Raw genomic sequence first — 15,739 nt, forward strand, 5'->3', positions numbered from 1 at the left:
CGGTGAACGTCGGATCGGGCCTCGAACCAGACTCTGCCGATCCCTTTGTGTGACAGGCAATGCTGCGGGGCGAAGGTCCCGCCCCGGTGACCGAGTCGGATCGTGCTCTCTACAACCTTCGTCGCATTGCAGCGGCCGAGAGGTTTGCGAGCGGCCGCACCGGCCGAGCCCGCCCTCCGAGAGCAGAGTGAGATTCCGCTGTCATGGCAGAGAACTTCGTGAAAACGAGTGGTCAGGACATCGTCGCGGTGGTCGGTCTGTCGTGCCGCCTACCGGGCGCGAACTCCCCCGAGGCGTACTGGGACCTGCTCGCGGCCGGCCGGGAGACCGTCGGTGAGGTTCCTGCCGACCGCACCCTCCACGTCGGCACGCGGGTGGGCAGGGCCGGGCTGATCGACGGCGTCGCGGACTTCGACGCGGGCTTCTTCGGGGTGTCGCCCCGCGAAGCCGCGGCGATGGACCCACGGCAGCGACTGATGCTGGAACTGGCCTGGGAAGCGCTCGAACACGCGGGAGTCGACCCGTCGGCGGCCCGCGGCAGCAGGGCCGGGGTCTTCCTCGGGGCGATGGGGGACGACTACGCCGGGCTGGTGCGCGACCAGGGCCAGGAAGCGATCGACAGCTTCACCCTGTCCTCGCTCCAGCGGGGTGTCCTCGCGAACCGGATCTCCTTCTTCCTGGGACTCTCCGGCCCCAGTGTGGTCGTGGACTCGGCCCAGTCCTCCGCCCTGGTCGCCGTGCACCAGGCGTACGAGAGCGTGCGGCGAGGTCAGTCGGCGTGGGCGCTGGCGGGTGGGGTCAACCTGATCCTCTCGCCGGAGTCGACGGCGACCGCGAGCGAGTTCGGCGCGTTGTCGCCGGACGGCCGTTGCTACACGTTCGACGCGCGCGCCAACGGCTACGTGCGCGGCGAGGGCGCCGGCCTGGTGGTGCTCATGCCCCTGGCGGACGCCCAGGCGGACGGCCACGACGTCGTCTGCGTGATCCGTGGCGGTGCGGTGAACAACGACGGGGGTGGCGAGCAGCTGACCACACCGAGCCGGGCGGGGCAGGAGGACGTGCTGCGGGCTGCCCTGACCGACGCGGGAACCGACCCCGCCGAGGTCGGCTACGTGGAGCTGCACGGCACCGGCACACCGGTGGGGGACCGCGTGGAGTCGGCGGCGCTGGCCGCGGTCTTCGCCGGCCGGGACCGGCCGCTGGTGGTGGGGTCGGCGAAGACGAACGTGGGGCACGCGGAGGGAGCGGCGGGGATCGTCGGCCTCATCAAGGCGGCGCTGTCCGTCCAGCGCGGTCAGGTCCCGGCGAGTCTGAACTTCGCCGCTCCGGCGGACGGCATCCCGCTCACCGGGCCGGGCATCGAGGTCGCTGCCGAACTGTGCGACTGGCCGGGTGACGGACCGCGCGTGGCCGGAGTGTCGTCGTTCGGGATGGGCGGGACCAACTGCCATCTGGTGCTCGCGCAGGCGCCGGATCCGTCGCCGGCTCAGGAGCGCCGTACCGGCGGGACGGGCACGATCCCGTGGCTGGTGTCGGGCGGCACCGTGCCGGCACTCCGCGCCCAGGCCGAGCGGCTGGCCGGTCATGTCTCCGCACAGGACGATCCCGATCTGCTCGGCACCGGATTCTCGCTGGCGACCACCCGCGCCGCGCTCGCGCACCGCGCCGTCGTGATCGGCGCCGACACGGCCGAGTTCGGCGCCGGTCTGACCGCGCTCGCAGCGAACGAGCCGGCGCCCGATGTCGTCACCGGTGCGGTCTCGGAAGGTGGCACGGCATTCATGTTCACCGGGCAGGGCGCACAACGCACCGGCATGGGAAGGGAGTTGTATGCGGAGTTCCCGGTGTTCGCCGAGTCCTTCGACGCGGTGTGCGCGGAGCTGGACCCGTTGCTGGGCCGCGGCCTGCGGGAGATCGTGTGGTCCGACCCGGATCTGCTCGGCCGGACCCGGTACACGCAGGCGGCGCTGTTCGCACTGGAGACGGCGTTGTTCCGGCTGGTGGAGTCGTTCGGAGTACGCCCGACGCACCTGATCGGCCATTCGATCGGCGAGGTCACCGCCGCGCACGTCGGTGGGGTGCTGTCGCTGTCCGACGCCTGCACGCTCGTCGCGGCACGCGGACGATTGATGCAGTCGGCGCCGCCCGGTGGGGCGATGGTGGCCGTCAACGCCGGCGAGGACGATGTGCGAGCACTGCTGCCCGAGACCGGGGTGAGCATCGCCGCAGTCAACGGGCCCGGGTCGGTGGTGATCTCCGGCGACACCGACGCGGTACTCGAGATCGCGGAATCCTTCCGTGCCGGGGGAGCGAAGACCAGGCAGCTGGACGTCAGCCACGCATTCCACTCCCACCATCTCGACGGGATCCTGGACGCGTTCGCCGACGCCGTCCGCGGGCTGACCTTTCACGCGCCTCGGATCCAGGTCGTCTCGAACCTCACCGGGCGTCCCGCCACCTCGGACGAGTTGGCCGACCCGGATTACTGGGCCCGCCAGATCCGTGGCACCGTCCGCTTCGCCGACGGCATCCGTACCCTGCACGACGCGGGCGTCTCCCGGTACCTCGAACTCGGCCCCGCCCCCGTACTCGCCGGCATGGCCCGCGAGACGCTCGCCGCGCAGGCGCCGACGGCGGTGTCCACGCTGCACGAGGGGCGGCCGGAGGCCCGTACGCTGCTGAGGGCACTCGGCACCCTGCACGTCACGGGGGCGGCAGTGGACTGGACGCCGCTGTTGAACGGCGGCCGCAGGACCGCGTTGCCCACCTACGCCTTCCAGCGCCGCCGGTACTGGATCGGCGAAGCGCGCGAGGCCGCACCCGCCGCCGAGCCGGTACCCGTCCGCGACCGCGACGGCCTTCTCGATCTGGTGCGCACGCACCTCGCGGCCGTCCTGGGGTACGACGCGGTCGACATGACACCGCTGACGTCGTTCAAGGACCTCGGGCTGACCTCACTCACCGCGGCCGAACTGTGTGCCGGGCTGGCCGGAGAGCTGAGGCTGCCCTTGTCCGGATCGCTGGTGTTCGACCATCCCACCCCTGACCGGTTCGCGGCGTACCTGCATGCGGAACTCACCGGACACGGCGATGTGCGTGAAGCGGTGCGCCTCCAGGCGCCTGACGACAGCAACGCCGACGACCCGATCGTCATCGTCGGGATGGGGTGCCGGTTCCCCGGTGGTGTGTCGTCGCCGGACGATCTGTGGGAGCTGGTGCGGTCCGGTCGGGACGCTGTTTCCGGGCTGCCGCGCGACCGCGGCTGGGACCTGGACAACCTGTTCGACCCGGACCGATCGGCCTCTGGGCGGACCTATGTCCGGCACGGTGGTTTCCTCGACGACATCGCCGGCTTCGACGCCGGGTTCTTCGGGGTTTCGCCGCGTGAGGCGCTTGCGATGGATCCGCAGCAGCGGGTGCTGCTGGAGACCGCGTGGCAGACGTTGGAGGACGCGGGCATCGAGCCCGGTTCGCTGCGCGGCAGCGACACGGGCGTGTTCATCGGGGCCATGGCCGGCGACTACGGCCCACGGCTCGACGCTCCGTACGGCGGGGTCGATGGATACGTGCTGACCGGTAGCAGCGGCAGTGTCACGTCCGGCCGGTTGGCGTATTTCCTTGGTCTGGAGGGGCCGGCGGTGACGGTGGACACGGCGTGTTCGTCGTCGTTGGTGGCGTTGCATCAGGCTGCTCAGGCGGTGCGGAACGGTGAGTGCGCTCTGGCCCTGGCCGGGGGCGTGACCGTGATGTCCTCACCGGGAATGCTGGTGGAGTTCGCGCGACAGCGGGGGCTGTCCGCCGATGGGCGGTGCAAGGCGTTCGCGGCGTCGGCGGATGGTACGGGGTGGGGTGAGGGTGCGGGTGTGGTGGTGCTGGAGCGTTTGTCGCACGCGCGTGCTCGTGGGCATCGGGTGTTGGCGGTGGTGCGGGGTTCGGCGGTGAATCAGGACGGTGCGTCGAATGGGCTGACGGCGCCGAACGGTCCGTCGCAGCAGCGGGTGATTCGTGCGGCGTTGGCGGTCGCGGGGCTCAGCGGGGCGGATGTCGATGTGGTGGAGGCTCATGGCACGGGAACGGAGCTGGGTGATCCGATCGAGGCGCAGGCTTTGCTGGCCACGTATGGGCGGGGGCGCTCCTCGGATCGGCCGTTGTGGCTGGGTTCGTTGAAGTCGAACGTGGGTCACACCATGGCGGCGGCGGGGGTCGGTGGTGTGATCAAGATGGTGGAGGCGCTGCGTCGTGGGGTGCTGCCCGCCACGTTGCATGTGGATGAGCCGACGCCGCATGTGGATTGGGAGGTCGGGGGTGTGCGGTTGCTCGTGGAGTCGCGTGAGTGGCCTGTGACGGGGCGGCCTCGTCGTGCCGGTGTGTCGTCGTTCGGCATCAGCGGGACCAACACCCACGTGATCCTGGAACAGCCGCCACAGGCCGAGCCGTCCGAGCCGTCCGAGTCGTCTGAGTCGTCTGAGTCGTCCGAGTCGTCTGAGCTGTCCGTGGACGGTGTGCCCGGTGCCCCGGTGGGGTGGGTGGTGTCGGCTCGGAGTGAGGAGGCGTTGCGGGCGTATGCGGGGCGGGTTGCGGCTGTTGTCGGTGAGTCGGTGGCGCCGGTGGGGGATGTGGCGGCGACGTTGGCGGGGCGTGCGGTGTTCGAGCATCGTGGTGTGGTGGTCGGTGGTGGTCGTGGGGAGTTGCTGGCGGGGTTGAGGTCGTTGGCGGAGGGTGTTCCCGCGGAGAATGTGGTGGTGGGGGCGGTTGGGGCCGGTAAGACGGTGTTGGTGTTTCCGGGGCAGGGTTCGCAGTGGGATGCGATGGCTCGTGATCTGTATGTGAGTGCTCCGGTGTTCCGGGAGCGTCTGGATGCGTGTGCGCGTGCTCTGTCCGTGTTCGTGGAGTGGGATCTGTTGGAGGTGTTGCTGACCGATGAGGGTGCGGGGTTGTTGTCGCGGGTGGATGTGGTGCAGCCGGCGTTGTTCGCGGTGATGGTGTCGTTGGCTGCCTTGTGGCGCTCGTACGGGCTGGAGCCGGATGCGGTGGTGGGGCATTCGCAGGGGGAGATTGCCGCGGCGTGTGTGGCGGGTGCGTTGTCCTTGGAGGACGCGGCGCGGGTGGTGGCGTTGCGCAGTCAGGCGATCGGGGCCTTGGCCGGGGAAGGAGGGATGGTCTCCGTTGCGCTGCCGGCCGATCTGGTGCGTCCTCGTCTGGAGCGGTGGGACGGTGATATCGGGGTCGCGGCGGTCAACGGCCCTGGTTCCACCGTGGTGTCGGGCAGTACGCGGCATCTCGACGAGCTGCAAGCCGTACTCGAGGCCGAGGGTGTGCGTACCTGGCGCATCCCGGTCGACTACGCCTCACACTCCCGGCACGTCGACGAGATCCGTGAGCAGGTGCTGGAGCTGCTGGCGCCGATCCGCCCGCGAGCCGGTGACGTCCGCTTTTACTCCACCGTCACCGCACAACAGATCGATACCACCGAACTCGACGCGGAGTACTGGTTCCGCAATCTCCGTGGGACGGTCGAGTTCGAGACCGTCGTCCGGCTGCTTCTGACGGACGGCTACGACACCTTCGTCGAGTCCAGTGCCCATCCCGTCCTGGTTCCTGGCGTGCAGGAGACCATCGACGGCACCCACGCGTCTGCCCGCAGTCTCGGGACGTTGCGTCGGGACAGCGGTGACTTGGCCCGCTTCCTGCGTTCCGCCGCAGATGCCTTCACCGCCGGCGCCGTCGCCCGCTGGAGTCCGCCGGACCAGGGGCGTGGCCGTCATGTCACCCTGCCCACCTACCCCTTCCAGCGGACGCGGTACTGGCTCACCCCGGACACCGGCCGTCGCGACGTCGCCGCCGTCGGACTGACGGCAGCCGGCCATCCGCTGCTCGGTGCCGTCACCGAGGGTGCGGCCAGCACGGTCTTCACCGGCCGGATCTCCCTGGCCACCCACCCCTGGCTCGCCGATCACGGGGTTGCCGGCACCGTCGTCCTGCCCGGCGCCGCCTTCGTCGAGTTGGCGGTACACGCCGCCGACCTGGTGGGCTGCGGCTCCGTGCGCGAGCTGACCGTGCAGACCCCGCTGGTCCTGCCCGAGCACGGTGCCGTACGGCTGCGGGTGGAGGTGAGCGAATCCACCACCGGCGACGGCGCGCGTCCGATTCGTATCGACGCACGCCCGGACACCGGCACGGGCACCCTCTGGACCAGTCACGCCACGGGTGCCCTGGACGTCGACGCGCCTTCCCCGGACTGGGACCTCACCGCCTGGCCGCCCACCGGCGCCCAGCCCGTGGACGTCTCCTACGACACCCTCGCCGCACGCGGATACGACTACGGGCCGACCTTCCAGGGGCTGCACCGGATGTGGCGCCACAACGACCACGTCTACGCCGAGGTCTCCCTCCCCACCGACCCCGACAGCTTCACCATCCACCCCGCCCTCCTCGACGCCGCCCTCCACGCCGCGCTGCTGGGCCAGGTCCTGCCGGACGACGGCCGGATACGACTGCCGTACGCCTGGGAGGGCGCGACGCTGCACGCGTCCGGCGCCTCCGCCCTGCGGGTCTCCGTGACGACCGTGGGGGACGACACGCTGCGGCTGCGCGCGGCGGACGGTGCCGGCATGCCGGTGGCCGGGGTCGCGTCACTGGCCATGCTTCCGGCCGACCCGGCGGGCCTCGGCTCTCCGGCCGTGAACCGAGACTTCCTGCTGCGCCTGGAATGGCCACCCGCGCCGTCGGCGGACGCGGTACCGCCCACCGAGCTCTCGCAGCTCGGCCACGACCCGTTCGGCCTGCGCCCGGCGACGGGAGCCGACGTCGACTGGCAGGAGTACACCGAGCTGTCCGCGATACCCGGCGACTCGTCCGATGTGGTCGTGTGCGTCCAGGGCGACGACAGGCCGGACGTCCCGGAAGCCGCCCGCGCGGCGCTGTACGGTGCCCTCGAACTGGTCCGGGCATGGGTGTCCGACGACCGGTTCGCGGACGCACGGCTGGTCGTGGTGACCCGGCGGGCGGTGATGACCGGGCACGGCGAGCCCGGACCGGACCTTTCCGTCGCGCCCCTCTGGGGGCTGCTCCGCTCCGCACAGAGCGAAAATCCGGGTCGGCTGGTCCTGGTCGACGTGGACGAGGACGCTCGCTCGTTGGCCGCCCTGCCCTCCGCGCTGGCCGGTGACGCCGCCCAGTTCGCGCTGCGTGACGGACAGGTCAGGGTGCCCAGGCTGGCCAGAACGAGCTCCACGGACCGGTCAAGGGAACCGGAGAGCGGGCAGCGGCGGGCGGACTCCGAGGGCCGGAGCGGGCCGGGGGCGCTTCCGGGGTGGGACACCGAAGGCACCGTGCTGATCACCGGCGGTACCGGAACACTCGGCAGGCTGTTCGCCCGGCACCTGGTCACGAAGCACGGTGTGCGGAACCTGTTGCTGGTCTCTCGGCGTGGGCCGGGCACTCCCGGAGCCGCGGACCTGGTCAACGAACTGTCCGGGCTGGGCGCCGAGGCGACGGTCGCCGCGTGCGACGTGGCCGACCGGACCGCGGTCGCCGCACTGCTCGCGAAGATACCGCCGGACCATCCGCTCACCGGCGTCGTGCACGCCGCAGGGGTCCTGGACGACGGACTGGTCTCCGGGATGACGCCGGAAAGGCTTGACGCCGTGCTGGCACCGAAGCTGGACGCGGCGTGGAACCTGCACGACCTGACCCGGGACCTCGGGCTGTCCGCCTTCGTGCTGTTCTCCTCGGTCATGGGCACGATCGGCAACGCGGGCCAGGGGAACTACGCCGCCGCGAACGTATTCCTCGACGCGCTGGCCCAGCACCGCCGTACCGCCGGGCTGCCGGCGGCCTCGTTCGCATGGGGCTTCTGGAGCGAGCGCAGCGAACTGACCCGTGACCTGGGCGACGCGGACATCGCGCGCATGGCACGCTCCGGGCTGAAACCACTGTCGTCGGACGAAGGCGTCACGCTGTTCGACGCGGCGCTCGCCGACGGCGAGGTCACCGCGACACTGGCCGCGCTCGACCTGGACCGGGTACGCGCGCAGGCCGGGCACGCGAGCGTGCCGGAGGTACTGCGCGGGCTGGTCCGGGCGCGGCGCGCGGCGACCGCGGTCACGGCGACCGGCTCGACGCTGACCGACAGGCTGGCCGGCCGCCCGGCGGAGGACGTCGACCGCGAGTTGCTCGACCTGGTGCGCTCCCTCACCGCCACCGTGCTCGGCCATGCCGACGGCGGCTCCGTACAGCCTGCCGTCGCGTTCAGGGAGCTCGGCCTCGACTCGCTGTCCGCGGTGGAGCTGCGCAAGCGGCTCAACGACGTCACCGGACTGCGGCTGTCGGCCACCGTGGTGTTCGACCATCCGACCCCGTCCGCACTGGCCGCGCTCCTGCGCGGGGAACTGCTGGGCGAAAGCACCCAGGTCGTCACTCCGACCGCTACGGCACCCTCTTCGGCAGCGGACGACGACCCGATCGTCATCGTCGGGATGGGGTGCCGGTTCCCCGGTGGTGTGTCGTCGCCGGACGAACTGTGGGAGCTGGTGCGGTCCGGTCGGGACGCTGTTTCCGGGCTGCCGCGCGACCGCGGCTGGGACCTGGACGACCTCTTCGACACGGACGCGGGACGGACGGGCAAGAGCTACGTCGACAAGGGCTACTTCCTCGACGACGCGGGCGAGTTCGACGCCGGGTTCTTCGGGATCTCGCCGCGTGAGGCGCTCGCCATGCATCCGCAGCAGCGGGTGCTGCTGGAGACCGCGTGGCAGACGTTGGAGGACGCGGGCATCGAGCCCGGTTCGCTGCGCGGCAGCGACACGGGCGTGTTCATCGGGGCCATGCTCCAGGAGTACGGGCCACCGATGCACGAGGGCTCGGCGGAGGCTGACGGGCTGCTGCTGACCGGTAGCAGTGGCAGTGTCACGTCGGGGCGGTTGGCGTATTTCCTTGGTCTGGAGGGGCCGGCGGTGACGGTGGACACGGCGTGTTCGTCGTCGTTGGTGGCGTTGCATCAGGCTGCTCAGGCGGTGCGGAACGGTGAGTGCGCTCTGGCCCTGGCCGGCGGTGTGACGGTGATGTCCTCGCCCGGGGTGCTGGTGGAGTTCTCCCGGCAGCGTGGGTTGTCGGTGGACGGGCGGTGCAAGGCGTTCGCGGCGTCGGCGGATGGTACGGGGTGGGGTGAGGGTGCGGGTGTGGTGGTGCTGGAGCGTTTGTCGGACGCGCGTGCTCGTGGGCATCGGGTGTTGGCGGTGGTGCGGGGTTCGGCGGTGAATCAGGACGGTGCGTCGAATGGGCTGACGGCGCCGAACGGTCCGTCGCAGCAGCGGGTGATTCGTGCGGCGTTGGCGGTCGCGGGGCTTACCGGGGCGGATGTCGATGTGGTGGAGGCCCATGGCACGGGAACGGAGCTGGGTGATCCGATCGAGGCGCAGGCTTTGCTGGCCACGTATGGGCGGGGGCGCTCCTCGGATCGGCCGTTGTGGCTGGGTTCGTTGAAGTCGAATGTGGGTCACACCATGGCGGCGGCGGGGGTCGGTGGTGTGATCAAGATGGTGGAGGCGCTGCGTCGTGGGGTGCTGCCCGCCACGTTGCATGTGGATGAGCCGACGCCGCATGTGGATTGGGAGGTCGGGGGTGTGCGGTTGCTCGTGGAGTCGCGTGAGTGGCCTGTGACGGGGCGGCCTCGTCGTGCCGGTGTGTCGTCGTTCGGCATCAGCGGGACCAACACCCACGTGATCCTGGAACAGCCGCCGGCGGTGGAGCAGGAGGAACCGGTGGAGTCGGCGGGGCCGGTGGGGTGGGTGGTGTCGGCTCGGAGTGAGGAGGCGTTGCGGGCGTATGCGGGGCGGGTTGCGGCTGTTGTCGGTGAGTCGGTGGCGCCGGTGGGGGATGTGGCGGCGACGTTGGCGGGGCGTGCGGTGTTCGAGCATCGTGGTGTGGTGGTCGGTGGTGGTCGTGGGGAGTTGCTGGCGGGGTTGAGGTCGTTGGCGGAGGGTGTTCCCGCGGAGAATGTGGTGGTGGGGGCGGTTGGGGCCGGTAAGACGGTGTTGGTGTTTCCGGGGCAGGGTTCGCAGTGGGATGCGATGGCTCGTGATCTGTATGTGAGTGCTCCGGTGTTCCGGGAGCGTCTGGATGCGTGTGCGCGTGCTCTGTCCGTGTTCGTGGAGTGGGATCTGTTGGAGGTGTTGCTGACCGATGAGGGTGCGGGGTTGTTGTCGCGGGTGGATGTGGTGCAGCCGGCGTTGTTCGCGGTGATGGTGTCGTTGGCTGCCTTGTGGCGCTCGTACGGGCTGGAGCCGGATGCGGTGGTGGGGCATTCGCAGGGGGAGATTGCCGCGGCGTGTGTGGCGGGTGCGTTGTCCTTGGAGGACGCGGCGCGGGTGGTGGCGTTGCGCAGTCAGGCGATCGGGGCCTTGGCCGGGGAAGGAGGGATGGTCTCCGTTGCGCTGCCGGCCGATCTGGTGCGTCCTCGTCTGGAGCGGTGGGACGGTGATATCGGGGTCGCGGCGGTCAACGGCCCTGGTTCCACCGTGGTGTCGGGCAGTACGCGGCATCTCGACGAGCTGCAAGCCGTACTCGAGGCCGAGGGTGTGCGTACCTGGCGCATCCCGGTCGACTACGCCTCACACTCCCGGCACGTCGATCGACTGCGCGACCGCGTCGTGGACCTGCTGGCGCCGATCGAACCCCAAGCCGGTGACGTCCGCTTCTACTCCACCGTCACCGCACAACAGACCGACACCACCGAACTCGACGCGGAGTACTGGTTCCGTAACCTCCGGGAAACGGTCGAGTTCGAGACCGTCGTCCGGCTGCTTCTGACGGACGGCTACGACACCTTCGTCGAGTGCAGTCCGCACCCGGTTCTGGTCGCCGGTGTGCAGGAGACCATCGACAGCACGGACGTGTCCGCCCGCAGCTTCAGGACGCTGCGCCGTCACCACGGTGGCCCGGAGAGCTTCCTGCGGTCGGTGGGGGAGGCCTTCACCGCCGGCGCCACCGCCCGCTGGAGTCCGCCGGACCAGGGGCGTGGCCGTCATGTCACCCTGCCCACCTACCCCTTCCAGCGGACGCGGTACTGGCTGATGCCGGACGGCGGCCGTCGTGATGTCGGTGCGGTCGGGTTGACGGCGGCCGGCCATCCACTGCTGGGCGCCGTCGTCGAGGGGCCGGCCGGTACGGTCCTCACCGGGCGGGTGTCCCTGGCCACCCACCCCTGGCTGGCTGATCACGAGGTGGCCGGTACCGTCGTGTTCCCCGGAGCGGCGTTCGTGGAGCTTGCCGTGTACGCCGCCGACCTGGTGGGCTGCGGCTCCGTGCGCGAGCTGACCGTGCAGACCCCGCTGGTCCTGCCCGAGCACGGTGCCGTACGGCTGCGGGTGGAGGTGAGCGAACAGGTCACCGGTGAGGGTGGACGAGCGGTGCGGATCGACGCGCGGCCGGACACCGGCACGGCCACGTCCTGGACCTGTCACGCCACCGGTGTCATGGACCCCGGGACGGCGTCCCCGGACTGGGACCTCACCGCCTGGCCGCCCACCGGCGCCCAGCCCGTGGACGTCTCCTACGACACCCTCGCCGCACGCGGATACGACTACGGGCCGACCTTCCAGGGGCTGCACCGGATGTGGCGCCACAACGACCACGTCTACGCCGAGGTCTCCCTTCCCACCGACCCCGACAGCTTCACCATCCACCCCGCCCTCCTCGACGCCGCCCTCCACGCCGCGTCCACCGAGGGGCCCCGGCTGGCGACGTCGTGGCGCCAAGTCGCCCTGCACGCGGTCGGCGCCTCCTCCCTGCGGGTGCGGATCGGCCCGGACCGCGCCGGCGCGGTGTCGATGATGCTGGCCGACACCCTGGGCGATCCGGTCGCCGAATTCACCGTCACCACCACGCCCGTCGACCCGTGGGAGCTGCAGACGGCCAGGGTCGTGCAACTCGGTGCGCTGTACCGGGAGGAGTGGGTCGACCATCTCGCGACGTCGTCACCCTCCACGGCACGCTGGGCGGTCGTGGGCGCGGATCCGCTCCGCGCCGAGGCGGGACTGACGGCCGCGGGCGTGGAGGCACGGGCCTACCCGGCACTGGACGCCGTGGCCGAGGCCGACGGGGACGCGCCGGACTACCTGGTGCTCACCGTGCCGGCGGGCGCGGAGGTCGCCGCCACCGTACGGGAGACACTGCGCCGGCTGAACGCTCTCTCGGCGATCGAAGCGCTGGCCACGGTGACCGTGGTGTTCCTGACCACCTCCGCGGCCCCGGCTTTCGACCAGGCCGGCGTCGACCTCGCCGGCGCCTCGGTGTGGGGGCTGATTCGGTCCGCGCAGGAGGAGAACCCCGGACGGTTCGTGCTCGCCGACGTGGACTCCGACGATGCCTCCTGGCGCGCGCTGCCAAGAGCCGTCGTGTCCGGCGAGCCGCAGGTGGCCCTGCGCGAGGGCCGGGCCAGGGTGCCACGGCTCGTACCGGCCGGACCGGCGGGCACGGCAGAGCCGTTCGTCGGCCACGGGGGCACCGTGCTGATCACCGGCGGGACCACGCGCATGGGCGAACGGCTGGCACGGCACCTGGTCGCCATGCACGGAGTGCGGCATCTCGTACTCACCGGCACGATAGCCCCCGAGCCGACCGAGGAACTCAGCGCGCTGGGCGCCACCGTCACCACCGCGGCATGTGACCCGGCCGACCGCACGGCGCTGCGGGAGCTGATCGGCCGCCTGCCCGCGGAACATCCGCTGACCATGGTCGTGCACATACCGCAGGCGGCGCCGCAGGACGAGGAACCGTCCCCGACTCCGGACACGCTCGCCGAGCTGGTGCGCGCGACGGTCGGTGCGGCGGAAATCCTCGACCAGGAGATCGGGGCCGCCGCCACCCTCGTACTGTGCTCGTCGTACGCCGGAACCGTCGGTGGCGCCGGAACCGCGGCCCCGGCCGCGTCGGCAGCCGCACTGGACGCACTGGCCCGGCGGCGTCGGGCGAGCGGCGCCCCCGCCGTGTCGCTGGCCTGGGGGCCCTGGGCGCCGGATGGCGCACCGGCCCGCGGCGGGATCGCGGGAGTGGGTGTGCTGGGGGCGCGTGAGGCAGTCGCGCTGTTCGACACCGCCTTCCGCGGGAGCGAACCCGTGTGGATCCCGGCCCGGCTGGACCTTGCCGAGCTGGCCAGGCAGGCCGAAACCGGGAAGACGCTGCCGCCGGCGTTCCGGTCGCTGGTCAGGGCCACCGGCAAACGCACTGCGGGCAAGGGCGTGTTCTCGACGACATCGCTACGGCAACAGCTCGCGTCGATGGCGGAAGCCGACCGCGATCGGACACTGTCCGACTTGATCTCCACGCAGATATCGGCGGTGCTCGGGCTCCGGTCGGCCGATGTGGTGCGGCCGAACCAGGTACTCCTCGACATCGGCTTCGACTCGCTGTCCATCCTGACCCTGCGCAACCGCCTGAACTCGGCAACCGGTGTCCGTCTGGAGACCACGTCGATGTTCCACCGGTCGACACCGGACGAGCTGGTCCAGCACCTCAAGCAGGCACTGCTCGAGAACTGATGCGACAGAGGAGACGATGATGCATTCACCGATGACACGGTCCGAACGCGTCGTGAATCCGACGGGACGTGGCTATCTGCTGCTCGACGCGCATCCGGCCGGATGCTTCCGCAGCGTGGAACTGATGCGGGCCGAGGTGCCGGCGCCGGAGAAGCCACCGGCGCGGCGGCCGACGGCGCTGGTCATCGGGTCGAGCGCGGGCTATGGCCTGGCGAGCACGATCGCCGGACTGGTGCGGTACGGCATCGACGGCGTGGGCATAGGCCTGGAGCGGCCGGCCGGGCACCGCAGCGCGAGTGCCGGTTGGTACCGCACCATCGCCACCCACGCGATCGCCCGCGGTCTCGGGGCGGATTTCTCGTTCCTCAACGCCGACGCCTTCGCCGACACCACCAAGGCCGAGACGCTGGATCTGCTGGCCGAGCGGTTCGGCGGCGTGGACTACCTGATCTACAGCGTGGCCGCGCCCCGGCGCACCGACCCACGCAGCGGTGCCGCATACCGGTCGGTGCTCAAGCCGCTCGGCGCGCCGCACGTCACCCGGAACCTGGAGTTCGCCGACGACGGAACCGCGTATGTGCGGGAGGTCACCGTCGCCTCGGCGACCGAAGCCGAGACCGAGGCGACGGTAAAGGTCATGGGCGGCGAGGACTGGTCCCGCTGGGTCACCGGGCTGGCAGAACGCGGCCTGCTGCGCAGCGGTTTCCGCACGGTCGCCCTCAGCTACATCGGTTCGCCGCTGACCTCGGCGATCTACCGCGGGGGCACGATCGGCGCCGCCAAGGCCGACTTGGAGTCCACTGCGGGCGTCCTGACCGGACGGCTGGCCGCCGTGGACGGCCGCGCGTTCACCTCGGTGAACGGAGCCTTGGTCAGCCAGGCGTTGACCGCCATCCCGGGCATCCCGCTCTACGTCGGTCTGCTCCGTGGTGTCCTCGGCGACCGCTTCCCGTCCCCCGTCGAGCAGTCGCTGGAGCTGTGGCGCCAGCTCACCGCGCACCGGCCCGACGTGGACGGCTCCGGCCGCATCCGCCTCGACCGCTGGGAGCTGGCCGAGCCGGTCCAGGCCGCGGTGGCCGAACGCTGGCGGTCGATCACCCCCGAGACCGTCACCGCGCTGGCCGACACCGCGTGGTTCCGAGCGCAGTACCGTGCCCTGTTCGGCTTCGACGTCCCCGGCGTCGACTACGCCGCCCCGGTCGAGACCGACCTGCCCTGGCCGGACCCGTCGACTCCGTGAACCCGCCGCCGGGTGTCCCGAAACGGCCCACCGAGCAGGTCCGCCCATGGGCAGCTCACCTCTCCTCGGCTGACCACCGTACGGCGGTCAGCCGAGGAGGACGCTCAGCGGAAGTCGTCGGCGTGGTCGGCCACCCACTGAGCGAACGTGTGCGCGGGCCTGCCGGTGATCCTTTCGACGATGACCGAGACCGGCGCCGGAACGCCGTCGGCGGCGGCCCACATGCCCAGAAGCGCCTCGGCCACGCTCGCGGGCGCCTTCTTGGCGAATTCCTCCCGCGCCTGCTCGACGGAGACCGTCTCCACCCGGACCGGGCGCCCGAGGGCCTCGCCGATGTGCTCCACCTGGCGCCGTAGCGTCAGCGACTCGGCCCCGTGGACGGTGTACGCCTGCTGGGAGTGGCCCGGCTCGGTCAGAGCGGTCACTGCGAGCGCGGCCATGTCCTTCTCATGGACCGGTGCGTTCTGCGCATCCGGGTACGGAAGGCGCACGACGCCCTCCGACCGGATCGATTCCCCCCACCACCAAAGGGCGTTGGTGGCGAACATGCCCGGCCTGACGAATGTCCAGTCCAGCCCCGACCGCTCTATGGCCAGCTCGACCGTCCGGTGCATCCGGGCGATCGGGTTCTGTTCGGCGGTGCCCATCACGACCGACACCGACGACAGCAGGACCACCTGCCGGACGCCGGCGGTCCGCGCCGCCGCCACGAAGGCATCGATCTCTTCCGGTTTGGCGTACAGGAACACCTTGTCGGCACCGGCCAGCACCGGGGGCAGGGTTTCGGGACGCTCCAGGTCGGCCGGGACGACATCCAGCGTGGACGGGAAGCCGCCCGCCGCCGGGGTTCTGCTGGTCCCCCTGACCTTCTCGCCGGCGGCCAGCAGGCCGGCAGCGACATTACGGCCGACGTTCCCGCGTGCGCCGAAGACAACGGTAACCAATGATCCGACCTCCGCTT

The 15,739-nt window shown here is 71.1% G+C and carries 3 protein-coding genes; 2 read left to right on the forward strand and 1 reads right to left on the reverse strand.

All coding sequences use genetic code 11. The annotated features are described in order from the left end of the window. The first annotated feature begins 203 nt into the window (after nt 1-203). Nucleotides 204-13,538 (forward strand): type I polyketide synthase, encoded by a 13,335-nt coding sequence (locus SACTE_RS25905; RefSeq protein ID WP_014048977.1) that lies wholly within the window; start codon nt 204-206, stop codon nt 13,536-13,538. Nucleotides 13,539-13,569: 31 nt separating this feature from the next. Next, complete coding sequence (gene fabV, locus SACTE_RS25910) at nt 13,570-14,778, forward strand: enoyl-[acyl-carrier-protein] reductase FabV (RefSeq protein ID WP_019993973.1); 1,209 nt, start codon at nt 13,570-13,572, stop codon at nt 14,776-14,778. A gap of 104 nt (nt 14,779-14,882) precedes the next feature. On the opposite strand, the gene SACTE_RS25915 is transcribed toward fabV, so the two are convergent. Next, nucleotides 14,883-15,722 (reverse strand): NAD(P)H-binding protein, encoded by an 840-nt coding sequence (locus SACTE_RS25915; RefSeq protein WP_014048979.1) that lies wholly within the window; start codon nt 15,720-15,722, stop codon nt 14,883-14,885. Nucleotides 15,723-15,739 lie beyond the last annotated feature (17 nt).

Source organism: Streptomyces sp. SirexAA-E (genome assembly GCF_000177195.2).
GTDB classification, from domain to species: domain Bacteria; phylum Actinomycetota; class Actinomycetes; order Streptomycetales; family Streptomycetaceae; genus Streptomyces; species Streptomyces flavovirens.